Origin of the sequence: Pseudomonas sp. NPDC090755, from assembly GCF_044769005.1 — a bacterium.
GTDB lineage: Bacteria > Pseudomonadota > Gammaproteobacteria > Pseudomonadales > Pseudomonadaceae > Aquipseudomonas.
The window spans coordinates 70,729-87,820 of sequence record NZ_JBIVXC010000022.1 but is presented as its reverse complement, the minus strand read 5'-3'; the positions used below and the strand labels follow the sequence as shown (position 1 = coordinate 87,820).

Genomic DNA, 17,092 nt, shown 5'->3' with positions numbered 1-17,092 from the left:
CAGCGTAGGGCCGTATGCAGGAGCGAGCGGTTTTGCCTACTTTTTCCAAGAAAAAAGTAGGCCGCCGTAAAGGCGGAAGGGGCCAGCAGCGTCACTGCATCGAATGGATAAGCCCGCTTGCTAACAGCCCAAGCCCAAGCCTACGATGATCTGCGCATCCTTCGGTACAGCCCCCAGTACGCCACCGTTGCAGTCAGGATACCCACCAGCAGCAGGGAGGGCAGGATTGCCAGGGATGCCTGGCGGATCATCAGCCAGGTATGGCCGTCGGGATAGCCCGCATGCACCGTATAACCGAACAGTTCCGAAGTCAGTCGCATGTTGTCTTCATCTTGGTTAGGCACTCGGGCGGATTCGCCGCTGCCTGTCGACCAGACATACTGCTGGCCGAACTGCAGGCTCAGGACCACGGCATTCTGAAATCCCAACAGCTCGGTCTGCAGGACATTGATGTCGGCCAGGGCCAACACGGCGTAGGGGAATTCCTGCAAGCGGTAGATCAGGACGGCGGCATCCGGGGTGGCGTCATTGCCCGGGTCGACACGCAGGCGTTGATTGAGGAACGTCCCCGGGTCGATGAAACGGTCGAATGCACCGTACAACGTGCTGCAGAAAGCCCGGTTGTCCTTGGCCAGCACCAGGGAGCGCACATTCGGCTGCATGATTGCTTGCCGGCGCAATTGGGCAAGCACCTCGTCGCAGGGTTGGTCGGCCAGGCTCAGCACCGTGCTGCTGGACTGGTGCAAGGTGTCGAGCACCAGGTCGATGGCGTAAATGGCTTCGCGGGCCGTAACTGCGATGGTTTCTTCCTGCTTGCGTTCGACCTGCAGTGAAAGCACGAACAGGCCACAGGCAACCGGTGCGAGTCCGATGAGCAGGGTGACCAGAAACTCAACCAGGCTGCGCCCTGCGTGGGAGGATGGGGCCATGGGGGATCGCCTCTATGATGAATCGGCGACCCAGCATAATATTCCGGCCCCAGTAATGCCTGTAGGCCCCATAATCAGCGGTTGTAGTATCCGTCGGCGCGAGGCCATCAGTTGCGCCGGACGCCCTCCAGGGCCTTGATCACCAGATCGGCCACTGCGCTACTGGAAGCCGGGTTCTGGCCCGTGATCAGCCGTCCTTCCTTCTGGTCGGCAATGGCAAGGACTTCCCAGGGCTCTGTCGCCTGGTAAAGCCCGCCACGGGCGCCCAGTTCGGTTTCGGTGAGGTAGGGCACCACCTTGTCCAGTTCGGCCAGGTGTTCTTCGGTGTTGGAGAAACCGGTGACCTCACGGTCCTTGAGCAGCAGGGAATTGTCGCTGAGCTTGATGTTCAACAGGCCGACGGCGCCATGGCAGACCGAGGCCACCACACCACCGGCTTCGAAGATCTTGCGCGCCAGATCCTGCAGGCCGGCGTTGTCCGGAAAGTCCCAGATCACTCCGTGCCCGCCGGTATAGTAGATCGCACTGTAGTCCTGGGCCTTGACCTGGCCGGGGTTCATGGTGGTGCCCAGGCGATTCATGAAAGCCTTGTCGTTGTACCAGTCCCAGTCAATGTCCTGGGCCAGGCTCAGGCTATGGGGGTCGATGGGCACGTAGCCACCCTCGGGGCTCACGTAATCGACCTTGTAGCCGGCCTTTTCGACTTTCTCGACGAAGTGCACCGCCTCACCCAGCCAGAGCCCGGTCGCGCGCTTGAGCGTCGGGTATTTGGCCGTGTTGGTCAGGACCACCAGAATCTTCTTGCTCATCACCAGACTCCCTTCACTGGATCGGCCCCGGGGTGCCCGGATCGCCGAGGAAAACCTCTACAGCATAGTAGCGGCTGGCGCAGGCGCCATTCCTTGCTGGCTATGTGCTAGCCTTTCTGGACTTTCGCCAGACACCGGAGTCCATTCGATGAACAACTCGAGCACGCCAACGGACGAATTCATGCAGGCCGCCATCGACGAAGCCCGCAAGGGCCTGGAGGAGGGTGGCATCCCGATCGGCTCGGTGATCGTCCATCAGGGGAAGATCATCGGTCGCGGGCACAATCGTCGGGTACAGAAGGGCAGTGCCATCCTGCATGGCGAGATGGACGCCCTGGAGAATGCCGGCCGCCAGAGCGCCGCGGTGTATGCCGCGTCGACCCTGTACACCACCTTGTCGCCTTGCGCGATGTGCAGCGGGGCGATCCTCTTGTACGGCATCAAACGGGTCATCGTCGGTGAGAACCAGACCTTCATGGGCGAAGAGGAACTGTTGCGCGCCCGCGGCGTGGCCCTGGACGTCCAGCATAATGAGGCCTGCATCACGCTGATGAAAGATTTCATCGCGGCCAGGCCTGAGCTCTGGAACGAAGACATCGGTCGCCAGGTCTGACGTGCAGTTCCCGAACTCACCGAGCCAGGCCATGCAAGTACTTCACCTGAGTTCCTTGTCTGCTGCCCAAGGCGGCATGAGCGAGAAAATCGGCGCTCATGACTGGGGCAAGACGGCCCTTGGCCCCTTGCAGAACTGGCCTGCCGTGCTGCGCATCGCCGTGGACATGATGCTGGCGTCCAGGTTTCCCGGCTGCCTGGTCTGGGGGCCGCAGATGGTCACCCTCTACAACGACGCCTTCAAGCCGATCCTCGGTGCCAGGCCCGAAGCGCTGGGGCGCAGCTTCGACGAGGTGTGGGCCGAGGCCTGGGACCGCCTCGGGACGATGGTGTTCAAGGCGTTTTCCGGTGAGGCGATCCTGATCGAAAACTTCCCCCTGATGACGGCACGCAATGGCACCCTGGAGCAGGCCTACCTGACCTTCTGCTTCAGCCCCGTGCGTGATGAAAACGGTGAAGTGGCAGGTTTTCTCGAGACCGTGATCGACACCACCGCCAGTATTGAAGCGGCGTGGCAATGGCGGGCCCTGGCCGAAACCTTCGAACAACAGGTGCTGGCCCGAACGGTTGACCGTAATCGCTTCTGGCAGTTGTCCACCGATGTCATGTTGACGCTTGAGGCTGACCTGACCATCACCGCGGTCAACCCGGCCTGGACCCAGGTGCTGGGGTGGGCGCCGTCCGAGATGCAGGGGGCGGCGGTCATGTCCCTGGTGCACATCGATGACGTCAGGGAAGTGGAGACCATCGTTGAGCAATTGCGTGCTGGCCTCTCCAGCGAGAATGTGGTCAGCCGCGTGCGTCACAAGGACGGCCATTACCGCTGGTTCAACTGGGCAGCGATGGCCGGCGAGCAAGGCTTTACCGCAGTGGGTAACGACGTCACCCAGGAACGGGAGCGGGAAGAGGCGTTGCTTCACGCTGAAACGATGTTGCGTCACAGCCAGAAAATGGAGGCCATGGGTCAGTTGACCGGCGGCATCGCTCACGAATTCAACAACCTGCTGACCGGCATCATCGGCGGCCTTGATTTGCTTGAACACCGTCTTGCCCAAGGGCGGCTGGAGCAATTGCCCCGTTACATCGAGGTGGCCCGAAAGGCCAGTGACCGTGCAACCGAGCTGACTCAACAACTGCTGGCATTTTCACGCCGCCAGGCGCTGGACCCGCGTCCTGTCAATCTGAACGAGCAGATACGGGGCATGACCGCCTTGATCGAGCAGACCATGGGGCCGGCCATCGAGGTGCAACTGCAGTTCGAGCCGGCCCCCTGGTCCGTGCTGGTCGACGCCAGCCAATTAGAAAGCGCCTTGCTCAATCTTTGCCTCAACGCCCGGGATGCCATGGGGCCAGGCGGGTGCCTGCGCATCAGCACCGGTAACGAGCGGCACACTGCCCAGCTCGGGGAGCCGGACAGCCTGGCACCCGGTGACTATCACTACCTGCAGGTTCAGGACAACGGGCGGGGCATGGATGCCGGTACCGTGGAACGTGCCTTCGATCCTTTTTTTACCACCAAGCCTGCCGGTCAGGGCACCGGCCTTGGCCTGTCGATGGTCTACGGTTTCGTGCGCCAGTCCGCAGGCCAGGTATGGATTGACTCCAGCCCGGGAGCCGGTACGCGGGTCAAGATGCTGTTGCCGCGGTGTGCCGATGAGGACGCACGGGAACCGGAGGCACCGGTCCTTGAGCCCGCCAGGCCCAGGAGGGGGCGGATCGTATTGATCGACGATGAATCGATCTTGCGCATACTGGTCAAGGACGCGCTGCAGGAGCAGGGTTACACCGTGTTCGACGCCGGCGATGCCAACGGCGGCATCAGGTTGCTGCGCGAGTTGGGTCCAGTGGATCTGCTGATTACCGATATCGGTCTGCCGGGCGAGTTCAACGGCGATCAGGTGGCCAATGCCGCGCGGATGCTCGACCCTCTGCAGAAAGTGTTGTTCATTACCGGTTTAGGCGAGCGCAGGCTGGCTGAGTCAAAGTTGCCGACACCGGGCTTTGCCCTGATGACCAAGCCCTTTTCCCTGCAGGCATTGATCAAACAGGTGCATGCGATGCTGGTGGGCGATCAGCCGCTGCTGCCGGATCGCGCTGCGCCGGCACGTTGACTGGCCACCCGTTCGAGCACCAGGTAGACCACGCCCGCCGCCATCAGCGGCAAGAGAAAGTAGACGGCCCGGTAGGCAATCAGCGCTGCCAGCAGGTTGCCTTTGCCAACGCTTGCGTGCAGCAGGGTGAGAAACACCGCTTCCAGCACCCCCAGACCTGCCGGTATGTGGGTGATGACCCCGGCGATACTGCTGATCAGCAACACGGCAAGGAGGGTCGGATAGTCGACGTTGCCTGGCAGCAGGCTGTACATCACCAGCGCCATCAGCGCCCAGTTGCCGGCGCCCATCAGGGCCTGCACGGCCGCCATGGGCAGTGAAGGCAGGGTGACGGCGTGGCCACGAAGGTGCCAGCGCCGGCGCCGGGCGAAACCGCAGGCCAGCAGGTAGGCCAGGGCCGCGACCAGCAAGAGCAGGCCGATCAGGCGCAAGCCGGTGCTGCCGATGTCCAGCCCCGCCGGCAGGCGCGGCAAGCCACAGGCGAACAGCCCGCCGGCCAGGAGCAGATAGCCAAGCCAGTTGGTGACAAGCCCAAGGCCCAGGATCCGAGTGATGGTCACAAGCGGAAGGCCGAGCCGGGAGTACAGCCGATAGCGCAGGGCGATGGCGCCGACCCAGGCGCTGAGGTTGAGGTTGAAGGCATAGCAGACGAACGCCAGGGGCAGTATCTGCCGGGCCGGCAACGGGTGGCCGGTGTAGCGCCGGCCCAACAGGTCGAAGCAACTGAACAGGGCGAAGCTGCAGGCGCTGATCAGCACCGCCAGGGCCAGCGTCTGCCAGCGATAGGCGGCCAGGGCGTCGTGGACCTCGCCCCAGTCCAGGTTCCTGAGCAGGCTGATCACCAGCACCGGCACCAGGATAAAGAAGGCCAGGGTCAACAGCTGCCTGGCACGCCGCCAGCGCTTCGATGACGGGTTCATGTGGTTTTTCCTGCCGCTTGCCGTGCGTGCAACAGTGGCTTGAGGCGCGGGACATGGGCCGGCAGCCAGCCGGCCATGGCCGGAAAGTGGCGGATGAAGTGGAAGGTGAGGAAAATCAACGGTGCACGCCACCAGTAGCCGCGCAACACACGTTTCAGGCTGACCGGCTTGCAGCGGTGCACGCACAGCTCCAGCAGGTGGTCGTGCAGGCGTTCGTTGAGGGAGGCGTCGCGAATGATCAGGTTGGCTTCCAGGTTCAACGACAGGCTCAAGGGGTCGAGGTTGCTCGAACCCACGGTCGACCAGTGGCGATCGATCAGAGCGACCTTGCCATGCAGGGGCCGCTCGCAATACTCGAAGATCCTTACCCCGTCTCGCAGCAGGTAGTTGTACAGCAAGCGTGAACACAGGCGTACCAGGGGCATGTCCGGCATGCCCTGCAGCACCAGGGTGACTTTCACGCCACGCCGGGCGGCATCGCGCAGGGTGCGCAGCAGTCGGTAGCCGGGAAAGAAATAGGCGTTGGCGATGGTGATGCGCTCGCGGGCAGCGGCCAGGGCCTTGAGGTAATGACGCTCGATATCGTTGGGGTGATCCTGGTTATCACGGATGCACAGGACCATGCTGGCCTGGTCGCTGTCGGCGTCCAGGGGCAGGGCGCGCTGCCACCAGTGGCGGCTGCGACGCTGCAGTGTTGCCGATTCGGCGAGCAGGGCCAGGGTGGCCTGGCGCAGGTCGGCGACGATCGGCCCGCGCACCTGCACGGCGTAATCCTGCTTGGCCATGGGGCCGAAGTCGGCCAGGTGGTCGGCGCTGTAGTTGATGCCGCCGATAAAGCCGACTTCGCCGTCGATCACCAGGATCTTGCGGTGCAGCCGGCGAAACAGGTTGGTACGCATTCCCAGGCGTCTGGGGCTTGGGTCGAACGCCTGCAGGCGCACCCCTGCATCGCTCAGGGCCTTGATGTAGTCATGGCTGAGGTCGGCAGTACCGTAGCCATCGACCAGCATCTCGACCCGCACGCCACGGCTGGCCGCCTCGATCAGCAACTGTTGCAGCCGGCGACCGACCTTGTCTTCGAAAATGATGAAGGTCTCCAGAAGGATCTCTTCCCGGGCGCACTCGATGGCGGCAAAGACACTGGGAAAGTAGTCTTCACCATTGATCAGCAGTTGAACCTGGTTGTCGGTGCGCCACTGTCCGTTCACCAGTGCACCTCCACAGCCAACGGCAAGTGATCGGACAAGTGCGTCCAGGGTTTGCGCGCCATGACCTTGGGTGCATGGGCCCGGGCATTGCGCAGGTAGATGCGGTCCAGGCACAGCAGCGGCCAGCGCGCCGGAAAACTGCGCGCCGGGCGGCCATAGGCCTGGGTGAAGGCTTCCCTCAGACCGCAATCGGCCAGGTGGGCATCGGCGAGGCGGCGCCAGTCGTTGAAATCGCCGGCAACGATCACCGGCGCAGCGTCCGGTAGGCTATCGAGCAGATGGCACAGCAGGCGCAGCTGTTGAAAGCGCTGGCGTTCGTCCAGACCCAGGTGCACGCACACGGTATGCAGGTGCACGGTGCCCGGCAAGGCCAGTACCGAATGCAGCAAGCCTCGCTGTTCGCTGCCTTTGACACTGATATCGAGGTTGTCGTGGCGCAGGATCGGGTACTTGGACAACAGGGCATTGCCGTGCTCGCCGTCGGGGTACACCGCGTTGCGCCCGTAGGCGAACACCGGCCACAGGCTGTCGGCGAGAAACTCGTACTGGGGCACGTCCGACCAGTTGTGATGCCGCCGGCCATGTCGGCGGTGGCTGCCGAGCACTTCCTGGAGGAACACCAGGTCGGCGTCCTCGCTGCGCACCGCCTCGCGCAACTCGGGCAGCACATAGTGGCGGTTCAGCGGGCTGAAGCCCTTGTGCGCGTTGACGGTCAGCACCCGCACACGGTCCACGGCAGGGGCCGCAGCCAGGATCAGGGCATGTTCGCCATTGGGCAACGGATCGGCCACGGTGAATCTCCTGTGGTAGGGCAACGACAGGTGATGCCTGGGCGTTACTGTCGTTGCACTATCACTGGACCGCAGCGCCGATGCGACGGTTCAACCGGTTTGCCCCAATGGTCGTGAGCCCGGTCTAGAGGCCCTGTTGCACCAAGGGGTCATCCGGGTTCAACTGCTCAAGCTGGGCCAGCAGGATCTGCACATTCTGCAATTGGCCGGTTTCCTTCCAGTACTCGATCAGCAGGACCCTGGCCTTGCGGTTGGCCGGGTCGCGGCTGAGGACGGTTTCCAGCTGCTTTTGCGCCGGCCCTACCTGTTCCAGCTGGTGCAGGCTGGTGGCCAGGGTATAGCGGTAGTCGTTGTTGTCCGGCTCAAGCTCCAGGGCCCGGGCGAAGGCGAGCAGGGCGTACTCGTCCTGGCCGTGGCGCAGCAGCCAGCGGCCCAGCTCATGTTGCAGGAAGGCCGAATCCGGTTGTTGTTGCAAGGCGCTGGCCAGCACCTGGCGCGAGGCCTCGGTCTGTCCCTGGCGTTCCAGCAATTGAACCTGCCCGGCCAGGGCCTGCAGGTTGCCCGGATCCAGTTGCAGGGTCCTGTCCAGGGCGGCGGCGGCTTTGGGGAAGTTGTCTTCATGCAGGTAGAGCTGCGCCAGGTGCAGCTGTGCCGGGGCATCGTCGGTGCGTTGTGCCAGCATGTGCTGGTACTGCTCAAGGGTGTGCTGCAGCGGGCCGAAGTACAGGCCGATTTCATCCGGCCCCAGGCCGAGCAGGGCGTCGACCACGGCAAAGCGCACGCTCTGGTCCTCATCGTCGAGCAGCGGGCCGAGCACCAGGCTGCGCTGGGCGCCGGGCAGCATCGCCTGGATGCTGGCGATGGCGGCGCGGCGCACCAGCGGGTCGTCGTGCTGCAGGTCGCGGTTGGCCAGCTTCAGTGCCAGCGGCGAGGGGTAGTTGGGCAGTTCGGCGTACAGGCTTGCGCGGCGGATGGCCGACAGGTCGCTGCGCCCCAGTTGCTGGTACAGCACCCGTGCGGCGCCGGGTTGACCGTTGTGGGCCATGGCCAGGGCCTTGGCATAGCCGTGCTTGAGCGCTGGCGCCGGTGCAGGGCTGTCGTCGCGCCAGAAGTACCCGCCAAGGCCCAGGATGATAAGCAGGGTCAGGCTGATCAGGGTGTATTGGCGCTGTTTCGACATGAGTGGATCCGGGACACGCGGCAGTCAAGGGTACCAGCTTGGGGCCGTGGGGGGGTGGCGTCAAATGCGGTGTCCGGTCGAGACCGTGTGTGGCCGTATCGCAGGCTTCGCCAGCTCCCACATGTCCGGTTAGTGTGGGAGCTGGCGAAGCCTGCGATACGGCCAGTACAAAAAAGCCCCGCGAGCACAGGCAGGCGGGGCAAAGGGCCGGTCAGAAACCAACCAAAGGAGTCGTTGGCTCAGTGCGCCGTGGCGACGTTTTCCGTCTGCCAGCCACCACCCAGTGCCTTGTAGATGGCAACGATGCCGCGATACAGGTCAACCTCGCCCTGGGCCTGGGCGTCCTCGGCGCTCAGGCGCTCGCGCTCGGCATCGAGCAGCACCAGGTAGTCCACCGTGCCTTCGCGGTAACGGATCGAGGCCAGGTCGGCCGCCTTGCGGCTGGCTTCGCTCTGGCGCACCAGCGACAGCAGGCGTTGCTGGCGCTTGCTGTAGTCGCTGAAGGCGTTTTCCGATTCTTCCAGTGACAGCAGCACTTGCTGTTCGTAGGTGGCCAGCGCGCCCTCGGCATCGGCGTTGGCACCACGCAGGCGCGCCCTGACGCTTCCCAGGTCGAAGGCGGCCCAGGTGATGCTTGGACCCAGGGCCCAGGCCTGGGCGGCCGAGGAGCCCAGTTGCGAACCTCGCCCGGCGGTAAAGCCCAGGAAGCCGCTGAGGCTGACCCGCGGGAACAGGTCGGCGGTCGCCACACCGATGTTGGCGGTGGCCGCAGCCAGCTGGCGTTCGGCGCTGCGGATGTCCGGGCGGCGTTTGATCAACTCGCCCGGGTCGCCCACCGGCAAGGCCTTGGCAATGGCCGGCAGCTGCGCGGGGGACAGGTCTACGCTCAAGGCATCCGGGCGCTGGCCCAGCAAGGTGGCGATGCGGTTGCGCGCTCGCACCTGCTCGGCCTGCAACTGCGGCACGGTCGCCTCGACCTGGGCCAGGCGCGCATCGGCCCTGACCACATCGAGGTCGTTGCCCACGCCGGCATCGCGCAGGGTTTCGGTGATGCCGCGCGAGTCCTGCTGGGTCTTGAGGTTCTCCAGGGCGATTTTCTCGCGCAACTGGGCACCGCGCAGCTGGCCATAGGCATCGACCAGTTCGGCGATCAGGCTCACCTGCAGCTGCTGCAGGTCGGCCAGGGCGGCGTCCTGCTGGGCTTCGCTGGCTTCCAGCTGGCGCTGGATGCGGCCGAACAGGTCCAGCTCCCAGGCCATGTCCAGGCCCAGGTCATAACGCTCGCTGTTGACCCGGTCGTCGGTCTGCCCCGGGACCTGGCCCTTGCCCAGTTCGCTACTGACACGGCTGGTCACCGTTGGCAGGGCGTCGTTGCTGACGTCATCGCGAATCGCCCGGGCGGCCTTGAAGCGGGCAAAGGCCACGCGCAGTTCGCGGTTGCCTTGCAGCGACTGGCTGACCAACTGGTTGAGCACCGGGTCGTCGAACTGCTTCCACCAGATGCGCTCGAAGTGGCTGCGGTCGTACGCGGCCTTGGCCGTCGGTTCGTTGGCAGCGCTCAACTGCGCCGCCGCGGTGTCCGGTGCCTTGTAGTCCGGGCCTACGGCGCAGGCCGCCAGGGCCAGTACCAACAGGCTCGGCATCCACAGTTTCAGGTGCGTGTTCATGCATGGCTCTCCAGCTTCAGCGCACGGGCCGCCTTGCGGGCCTGGCTGCGTTCGACATAACGGCGGATCAGGACAAAGAACACGGGCGTCAGCAACAGGCCAAAGAAGGTCACCCCGATCATCCCTGAAAACACCGCCACACCCATGGCGTGACGCATTTCCGCGCCGGCACCGGAGGAGAACACCAGTGGTACCACCCCCATGATGAAAGCGATCGAGGTCATCAGGATCGGCCGCAGACGCAGGCGGCAGGCTTCAAGCACCGCAGCCAGCGGGTCCAGGCCCTCGGCCTGCTTGTCCTTGGCGAACTCGACGATCAGGATCGCGTTCTTGCACGCCAACCCCACCAGTACGATCAAGCCGATCTGGGTGAAGATGTTGTTGTCGCCACCGGACAGAATCACCCCGGTGATGGCCGACAACAGGGTCATCGGCACGATCAGGATCACCGCCAGTGGCAGGCTCCAGCTTTCGTACTGGGCAGCCAGCACCAGGAAGGCCAGCAGCACGCACAGCGGGAAGACGAACAGCGCGGTGTTGCCCGCCAGGATCTGCTGGTAGGTCAGCTCGGTCCATTCGAAGGTCATGCCGTTGGGCAGTTCTTCCTTGAGCAGTTTCTCGATGGCCTTTTCCGCCTGCCCTGAGCTGTAGCCCGGGGCTGCTGCGCCGTTGATCTCGGCGGTGATGAAGCCGTTGTAGTGCATCACCCGGTCAGGCCCCGAGGTGTCGCTGACCTTGATGAAGGTCGCCAGCGGAATCATCTCGCCCAGGTTGTTGCGCACCTTGAGCTGGCCGATCTGCTCGGCTTCGAGGCGGAACTGCTGCTCGGCCTGGACGTTGACCTGGTAGGTGCGGCCAAAGCGGTTGAAGTCGTTGGCATACAGCGAACCCAGGTAGATCTGCAGGGTGTCGAAGATGTCGCTGATGGCCACGCCGTGGGTCTTGGCTTTTTCCCGGTCGATCGCGGCATCGACCTGGGGCACGTTGACCTGGTAGCTGGTGAACAGCCCGGCCAGCTCCGGCACGTTATGGCTCTTGGCGATAATGTTCTGGGTTTCCTTGTACAGTGCTTCGTAACCCAGGTTGCCACGGTCCTCGATCTGCAGGCGGAAACCACCGATGGTGCCCAGCCCCTGTACCGGCGGCGGTGGGAAGATCGCGATGTAGGCGTCCTCGATATCGGCGAACTGCGCGTTCAACGCGGCGGCGATGGCGCCCGCCGACTGGCTCGGGTCCTTGCGCTCGTCGAACGGCTTGAGCGGGGTGAAGACGATGCCGCTGTTCGGGCTGTTGGTGAAACCGTTGATCGACAGGCCCGGGAAGGCCACCGAATCGGCCACGCCCGGTTGCTTGAGGGCGATCTCGCTCATCTTTTTCATCACCGCTTCGGTGCGGTCGAGGCTGGCGGCGTCCGGCAGCTGGGCGAAGGCCACCAGGTACTGCTTGTCCTGGGCCGGGACGAAACCGGTCGGGGTCGAGGAGAAGCCCAGCCAGGTCATGACAATCAGGCCGGCATAGACGAACAGGGCGATGCCGCTGCTGCGGATGACCCGGCCGACAGTGCCGACATAGCTATGACTGGCGCGGTCGAAGAAGCGGTTGAACGGGCCGAACAACCAGCCGCCGAGCAGCCGCTCGAGCACGCGGGAGAAGCGGTCCTTCGGTGCATGGTGTTCCTGGAGCAGTACGGCGGCCAGGGCGGGCGAGAGGGTCAGCGAGTTGAACGCCGAGATCACCGTGGAGATGGCGATGGTCAGGGCGAACTGCTTGTAGAACTGCCCGGTGAGGCCGGAGATGAACGCCGCCGGCACGAACACGGCGCACAGCACCAGGGCCGTGGCGATGATCGGCCCGGTCACTTCGCCCATGGCTTTTTGCGTGGCCTCAAGGGGCTTGAGGCCCAGGCCGATGTTGCGCTCGACGTTTTCCACCACGACGATGGCGTCATCCACCACGATACCGATGGCCAGTACCAGGCCGAACAGAGACAGGGCGTTGAGCGAGAAACCGAACAGGTGCATGACCGCAAAGGTACCGATCAGCGACACCGGTACGGCCACCAGCGGGATGATCGAGGCGCGCCAGGTCTGCAGGAACAGGATCACCACCAGTACCACCAGCACCAGGGCTTCGAACAGGGTGTGGACCACCGCTTCGATGGAGCCGCGCACGAACACGGTCGGGTCATAGACGATGCTGTAGTCCATGCCTTCGGGGAAATCCTTCTTCAGCTCGGCCATTTTCGCCCGTACTTCATCGGAGATCTCGATGGCGTTGGAGCCCGGGCGCTGGAAGATCGGAATGGCCACCGCCGGCTGGTTGTTCAGCAGCGAGCGCAGGGCGTACTGGCTGGAGCCGAGCTCGACCCGGGCGATATCCTTCAGACGCGTGATTTCGCCATTGGCCCCGGAACGGATGACGATGTTCTCGAACTCTTCCTCGTTGACCAGGCGGCCCTGGGTATTGATCGACAGCTGGAAGCTGGCGCTGCCGGGGGCGGGCGGTGCGCCCAGCTGGCCGGCGGCGACCTGGCGGTTCTGCTCGCGAATGGCGGCGACCACGTCACTGGCGGTGAGGTTGCGCGAAGCGGTCTTGTTCGGGTCGAGCCACACGCGCAGCGAGTAGTCGCCCATGCCGAACAGCTGCACGTCGCCCACGCCGCCCAGACGCGCCAGCTCGTCCTTGATATTGAGGATGGCGTAGTTGGACAGGTAGAGCATGTCGTAGCGGTTGTCCGGCGAGGTCAGGTGCACGACCATGGTCAGGTCGGGCGAGGCCTTGTCGACAGTGATACCGATGCGGGTCACTTCCTCGGGCAGCTTGGGTTGGGTCCGGGTCACCCGGTTCTGCACCTGCACCTGGGCATTGTCCAGGTCGGTGCCCAGGGCGAAGGTGATGGTCAGGGTCAGCTTGCCGTCGGCGGTGGACTGCGAGGACATGTAGAGCATGTTCTCCACCCCGGTGATGGCCTGTTCCAGGGGGGCGGCGACGGTTTCACCGATCACTTTCGGGTTGGCCCCGGGGAAGTTGGCGCGCACCACCACGGTGGGCGGTACGACTTCCGGGTATTCGCTGATCGGCAGCTGGAACAGCGAGATGCCGCCGGCGATCAGGATAAGCAGCGACAGCACGGCGGCGAAGATCGGCCGTGTGATAAAGAACTTGGAAAAATTCATCGGTCCGGTTCCTTAACCGCGCGGTGCCGAGGCACTGGCGAGTTTCACGGTGGCAGGGGCGACAGCCTTGCCCTGGGTGCTGGCTTCCAGCGCCTGGCGTTGCTGGGCGAGGGTGGCGATGGTCGCATCACTGGCCATCGGGGTTTCCTGCGGGTCGACCGGCGAGCCGGGACGCACCCGCTGCAGGCCCTTGACCACGATGCGGTCATCTTTGCTCAGGCCGCTGCGTACGATGCGCAGGCCTTCGAGCTTGGGTCCCAGTTCCACGGCGCGGTAGGCGGCCTTGTTGTCCTTGTCCATGACCAGCACGAACTTCTTGCCAAGGTCGGTGCCCACCGCTTCGTCATTGATCAGCACCGCCGAATAGGTGGCACTGCCGACCAGCTTCAGGCGTGCATACAGGCCCGGGGTGAACTGGCCATCGCTGTTGTCGAACACTGCCCGGCCACGGATGGTGCCGGTCTTGGGGTTGACCTGGTTGTCGACGAAGTTCATCTGGCCCAGGTGCGGGTTGCCCTGCTCGTTGGACAGGCCCAGGTACACCGGGGTGCTCTGGCCGCGCTGGCCGTCGCGGGCCAGCTGGGTGTACTTGAGGTACACGCGCTCGTCGGCATCGAAGTAGGCGTAGACCTTGTCGGTGGAGACGACGCTGGTCAGCGGCGTGACATCGGCGGTGACGATGTTGCCGGCGGTGAACTGGGCCCGGCTGACGCGGCCGCTGATGGGGGCGGTGACCCGGGTAAAGCTCAGGTTCAGGCGTGCCAGGTCCAGTTGCGCCTGGATCGCCGCGACACCGGCACGGGCTTCGGCAGCGGCACTGCTGCGCGACTCGGCAAGCTCGGCCGAGATGGCATTGCTGCTGCGCAGGCGTTCGCCCCGGCTGGCTTCGTTTTCACTGCGGATGGCGGTGGCACGGGCTTGCTGCAGTTGGGCTTCGAGGCGACGGACCTCGGCCTGGAACGGGCGCGGGTCGATCTGGAACAGCACATCGCCTTTCTTGACCTGGGCGCCTTCGGTGAAGGCCACCTGGTCGATCTGTCCCGAGACCCGTGGTCGGACCTCTACGGTTTCCGGCGCTTCCAGGCGACCGGTGAACTCGTCCCATTCGTTGATCGGTTGTTCCAGTACCTTGGCCACGCTGACCTTGGTCGCTGCCGGTGCCTGTACGGCTTCCGGGGTGCGACCGCAGGCACTCATCACCAGCACTGCAAGTAAGGCCAGGGGGTAGCGCAAGGGTTTGAGTGACTGTTCCATGGTGTATCCGCCAATTTATTGAGAATGGACGGATTCTGCGTTTTGGAACTATCAACGACGAATCGAACGGGACGAAGGTTATTATCACCACGAATGATAGGTAGGCGCGGGCTTGCCCCGCGATAGCGGTGTGTCAGTCATATTGCATCGCGGGGCAAGCCCGCTCCCACGGGGCGGTCAATCTAATTCTTGCACTCGGCCAGCACCACCTTGCAGGTCCCGGGCAACCCCCCGGAGCGTCCTGCATAGCGAATGCAGTTGTTCAACGACTTCTGCCGCGCCGTCTGCAGGGTGGAGCCCCAGGCCAGGCCACCTTCGCCGACCGTGGGCAAGGCCTTGGCATAGCAGTTGGAGCCGGTTTGTGCCGTCATGGCACGCGCCTTGGCCGCCTTGTTGGAACACCCGCCCGACAGCACCATGGCGATGGCGAGCAGCGACGGGACGATCAAAGACAGCGGTCGGCGGGTGGACGTGGCGCTCATTGCGATTTCCTCAGGGGCTCAGGCGTGTGTGTTGCTGGCTCTGTGAGTCTAGTCATTGCCGTGCGCCGCAGGCACACCGCCGACCAGATGTCGATGGCAATCCTCCGGCGCCAGGACCTTGCCAGACTTCGAGCGGACCGTGAGGGTTTCCACCGGCTGCGCCAGCTCGTTGTCCACCAGCACCGAATGCCGCTCGCCCTCGCTGAAGAGGAAGCGTTCGCCCCATTGGCGCAGGCCGACCACGATGGGAAAGACGCAACGGCCCATTTCGGTCAGCACATATTCCTTGTAGGCACTGCCGTCGGACGCCGGTTGAACGACGAACACACCCAACTCGACCAAAAGCTTGAGCCGCGTGGCCAGGATGTTCTTGGCCATGCCCAGGCGCTTGTGGAAGTCATTGAAGCGGCGAACGTCGTCGAAGGCATCGCGGATGATCAGCATCACCCAGCGATCGCCAATGACTTCAAGCGCCCGCGCCACCGGGCATTCGCGCTGTGCCTGTTGTGTCTGTTCGCTCATGGCTTTCTCGCATCGACCGCAGGGACTTTAGACAAAGTGGTTGCAGATTAAAACCTCATTTGCTAGAAATCAACGAAGTGGTTTCAATTTGAAACCTGATTTCGGAAAGGAGCATCGATGCCAATGGACAGTCGTGCCGCTGTGAACCCGGATATCGGTAGTGAACCTGTAGTGGCCCCCTTGAGCCCTCGGCTGACGCTGCTGTTTGCCATCACCTGCGCCCTGGCCGTGGCCAATGTCTACTTCGCCCAGCCGTTGCTGGCGTCCATGTCGGTCAGTCTCTCGGTGCCTGCCAGCCGCATCGGCGCGGTGGTCGGTGCAACTCAGGTCGGTTACGCCGTGGGGTTGCTGCTGGTAGTGCCGCTGGGTGACCTGTTCGACCGCAAGAGGCTCATGCTCACGCAACTGCTGCTGTCGGCCCTGGCCTTGAGCGTAGTGGGCCTGGCCCGGACGTGGAGCCTGTTGCTCGGGGCGATGGTACTGGTCGGCCTGATGGCGGTGGTGGTGCAGGTAGTGGTGGCCTGCGCCGCCACCCTGGCAAGCCCTGACCAGCGTGGCCAGGCGGTGGGGACCGTGACCAGTGGCGTGGTGCTGGGCATCCTGCTGGCGCGCCTGGTCTCCGGTGTGGTGGCGGACTTCGCCGGCTGGCGGGGCGTGTATTTCCTGTCGGCGGCCTTGATGGTCGTCATGGCACTCGTGCTGTACCGCACCCTGCCGGCCTCGCACACGCCGCGGGCCAGGGTGGGGTACTGGCAGCTGCTGGGCTCGGTGCTGCAGCTGTACCGCAGCGAACGCGTGCTGCGGGTCAGGGGCATCCTGGCCTTGCTGATCTTCGCCGCGTTCAGCGTGTTATGGACGTCGATGGTGCTGCCGCTGAGTGCGCCGCCGCTGTCGTTGTCGCACACCCAGGTCGGCCTGTTCGGTCTGGCCGGGGTGGCCGGTGCGTTGGCCGCCGCCCGTGCCGGCCGCCTGGCCGACCAGGGGCACGGCCAGCGCACCACGGGGGGCGCCCTTGCGCTGTTGACCTTGTCCTGGCTGCCGACTGCGTTCGGCGAACACTCGCTGCTGGCCATGGTGGCGGGGGTCGTGCTGCTGGATTTCGCCGTGCAGGCGGTGCATGTGACCAACCAGAGCCTGATCTTCGCGGCCCGGCCCGATGCCCAGAGTCGCCTGGTGGGGGCCTACATGGGCTTCTATTCGGTGGGCAGTGGCCTGGGGGCGGTGGCCGCGACCTGTACCTACGCCCAGTGGGGCTGGGCTGCGGTCTGTGTGCTGGGGGCAACCCTCAGTGCGATGGCCCTGCTTTTCTGGGGGTACCAGGCACGATCAGGCCGGCAGGTTCGTTCCGGCTGATTACACTGTTGAAACCGCCACTCAGGGAGTACCTGCAATGGGCTGCGTTTCGATGGGTCAGGATACTGGGCTGGCAGG

At 64.2% G+C, this 17,092-nt stretch carries 14 protein-coding genes; 3 read left to right on the top strand and 11 right to left on the bottom strand.

Translation table 11 applies throughout. The features are described from left to right. Positions 1 to 140: 140 nt before the first annotated feature. The gene (locus ACIQUS_RS24125) at positions 141 to 929 is read right to left on the bottom strand and encodes a CSS-motif domain-containing protein (RefSeq protein WP_403052599.1); all 789 of its coding nucleotides are present in this window, start codon (positions 927 to 929) and stop codon (positions 141 to 143) included. A 107-nt stretch (positions 930 to 1,036) separates the two neighbouring features. Then, on the bottom strand, positions 1,037 to 1,738 hold the full coding sequence (locus ACIQUS_RS24120; protein ID WP_403052596.1) for a type 1 glutamine amidotransferase domain-containing protein: 702 nt from the start codon (positions 1,736 to 1,738) through the stop codon (positions 1,037 to 1,039). A gap of 181 nt (positions 1,739 to 1,919) precedes the next feature. Here ACIQUS_RS24120 and ACIQUS_RS24115 point away from each other — a divergent pair, with 181 nt between their 5' ends. Both ACIQUS_RS24115 and ACIQUS_RS24110 read left to right on the top strand, forming a co-directional pair. Then, positions 1,920 to 2,351, top strand: coding sequence for a nucleoside deaminase (locus ACIQUS_RS24115; RefSeq protein WP_403052605.1), 432 nt, complete (start codon positions 1,920 to 1,922; stop codon positions 2,349 to 2,351). Between the two features lie 31 nt (positions 2,352 to 2,382). Beyond that, positions 2,383 to 4,461, top strand: a complete 2,079-nt coding sequence (locus ACIQUS_RS24110) for an ATP-binding protein (RefSeq protein ID WP_403052593.1) — start codon at positions 2,383 to 2,385, stop codon at positions 4,459 to 4,461. On the opposite strand, the gene ACIQUS_RS24105 is transcribed toward ACIQUS_RS24110, so the two are convergent. The 9 genes from ACIQUS_RS24105 to ACIQUS_RS24065 all read right to left on the bottom strand — a co-directional run bounded on the left by ACIQUS_RS24105 (position 4,422) and on the right by ACIQUS_RS24065 (position 15,661). Then, entirely contained in the window at positions 4,422 to 5,381 is a 960-nt protein-coding gene (locus ACIQUS_RS24105; RefSeq protein WP_403052590.1) for a lysylphosphatidylglycerol synthase domain-containing protein, read from the bottom strand. The two genes, ACIQUS_RS24110 and ACIQUS_RS24105, sit on opposite strands and share 40 nt — an antisense overlap. Continuing rightward, positions 5,378 to 6,589: a cardiolipin synthase ClsB gene (clsB, locus tag ACIQUS_RS24100; RefSeq protein ID WP_403052587.1), complete on the bottom strand. Its 1,212-nt coding sequence runs from the start codon at positions 6,587 to 6,589 to the stop codon at positions 5,378 to 5,380. The genes ACIQUS_RS24105 and clsB overlap by 4 nt, the downstream gene beginning before the upstream one ends. After that, complete coding sequence (locus tag ACIQUS_RS24095) at positions 6,586 to 7,380, bottom strand: endonuclease/exonuclease/phosphatase family protein (protein ID WP_403052584.1); 795 nt, start codon at positions 7,378 to 7,380, stop codon at positions 6,586 to 6,588. Before ACIQUS_RS24095 ends, clsB begins: the two co-directional genes overlap by 4 nt. A 124-nt stretch (positions 7,381 to 7,504) precedes the next feature. Further along, positions 7,505 to 8,560: a tetratricopeptide repeat protein gene (locus ACIQUS_RS24090; protein WP_403052581.1), complete on the bottom strand. Its 1,056-nt coding sequence runs from the start codon at positions 8,558 to 8,560 to the stop codon at positions 7,505 to 7,507. A gap of 239 nt (positions 8,561 to 8,799) precedes the next feature. After that, positions 8,800 to 10,227: an efflux transporter outer membrane subunit gene (locus ACIQUS_RS24085; RefSeq protein ID WP_403052578.1), complete on the bottom strand. Its 1,428-nt coding sequence runs from the start codon at positions 10,225 to 10,227 to the stop codon at positions 8,800 to 8,802. After that, complete coding sequence (locus ACIQUS_RS24080; protein ID WP_403052575.1) at positions 10,224 to 13,403, bottom strand: efflux RND transporter permease subunit; 3,180 nt, start codon at positions 13,401 to 13,403, stop codon at positions 10,224 to 10,226. The genes ACIQUS_RS24085 and ACIQUS_RS24080 overlap by 4 nt, the downstream gene beginning before the upstream one ends. A 12-nt stretch (positions 13,404 to 13,415) precedes the next feature. Then, positions 13,416 to 14,657, bottom strand: coding sequence for a multidrug efflux RND transporter periplasmic adaptor subunit MexE (mexE, locus tag ACIQUS_RS24075; RefSeq protein WP_403052572.1), 1,242 nt, complete (start codon positions 14,655 to 14,657; stop codon positions 13,416 to 13,418). Between the two features lie 182 nt (positions 14,658 to 14,839). After that, complete coding sequence (locus ACIQUS_RS24070) at positions 14,840 to 15,139, bottom strand: hypothetical protein (protein ID WP_403052569.1); 300 nt, start codon at positions 15,137 to 15,139, stop codon at positions 14,840 to 14,842. Between the two features lie 48 nt (positions 15,140 to 15,187). Continuing rightward, a complete protein-coding gene (locus ACIQUS_RS24065) occupies positions 15,188 to 15,661 on the bottom strand; it encodes a winged helix-turn-helix transcriptional regulator (RefSeq protein WP_403052566.1) in 474 nt (157 codons plus the stop codon). Between the two features lie 117 nt (positions 15,662 to 15,778). Here ACIQUS_RS24065 and ACIQUS_RS24060 point away from each other — a divergent pair, with 117 nt between their 5' ends. Then, the gene (locus tag ACIQUS_RS24060) at positions 15,779 to 17,014 is read left to right on the top strand and encodes an MFS transporter (RefSeq protein ID WP_403052563.1); all 1,236 of its coding nucleotides are present in this window, start codon (positions 15,779 to 15,781) and stop codon (positions 17,012 to 17,014) included. The last annotated feature ends 78 nt before the right edge of the window (positions 17,015 to 17,092 follow it).

Bases quoted from the DNA above. Each gene is read 5' to 3' on its own strand.
- ACIQUS_RS24125 (WP_403052599.1), bottom strand. From the start codon at position 929: ATGGCCCCATCCTCCCACGCAGGGCGCAGCCTGGTTGAGTTTCTGGTC.
- ACIQUS_RS24120 (WP_403052596.1), bottom strand. From the start codon at position 1,738: ATGAGCAAGAAGATTCTGGTGGTCCTGACCAACACGGCCAAATACCCG.
- ACIQUS_RS24115 (WP_403052605.1), top strand. From the start codon at position 1,920: ATGCAGGCCGCCATCGACGAAGCCCGCAAGGGCCTGGAGGAGGGTGGC.
- ACIQUS_RS24110 (WP_403052593.1), top strand. From the start codon at position 2,383: ATGCAAGTACTTCACCTGAGTTCCTTGTCTGCTGCCCAAGGCGGCATG.
- ACIQUS_RS24105 (WP_403052590.1), bottom strand. From the start codon at position 5,381: ATGAACCCGTCATCGAAGCGCTGGCGGCGTGCCAGGCAGCTGTTGACC.
- ACIQUS_RS24090 (WP_403052581.1), bottom strand. From the start codon at position 8,560: ATGTCGAAACAGCGCCAATACACCCTGATCAGCCTGACCCTGCTTATC.
- ACIQUS_RS24085 (WP_403052578.1), bottom strand. From the start codon at position 10,227: ATGAACACGCACCTGAAACTGTGGATGCCGAGCCTGTTGGTACTGGCC.
- ACIQUS_RS24080 (WP_403052575.1), bottom strand. From the start codon at position 13,403: ATGAATTTTTCCAAGTTCTTTATCACACGGCCGATCTTCGCCGCCGTG.
- mexE (WP_403052572.1), bottom strand. From the start codon at position 14,657: ATGGAACAGTCACTCAAACCCTTGCGCTACCCCCTGGCCTTACTTGCA.
- ACIQUS_RS24070 (WP_403052569.1), bottom strand. From the start codon at position 15,139: ATGAGCGCCACGTCCACCCGCCGACCGCTGTCTTTGATCGTCCCGTCG.
- ACIQUS_RS24065 (WP_403052566.1), bottom strand. From the start codon at position 15,661: ATGAGCGAACAGACACAACAGGCACAGCGCGAATGCCCGGTGGCGCGG.
- ACIQUS_RS24060 (WP_403052563.1), top strand. From the start codon at position 15,779: ATGCCAATGGACAGTCGTGCCGCTGTGAACCCGGATATCGGTAGTGAA.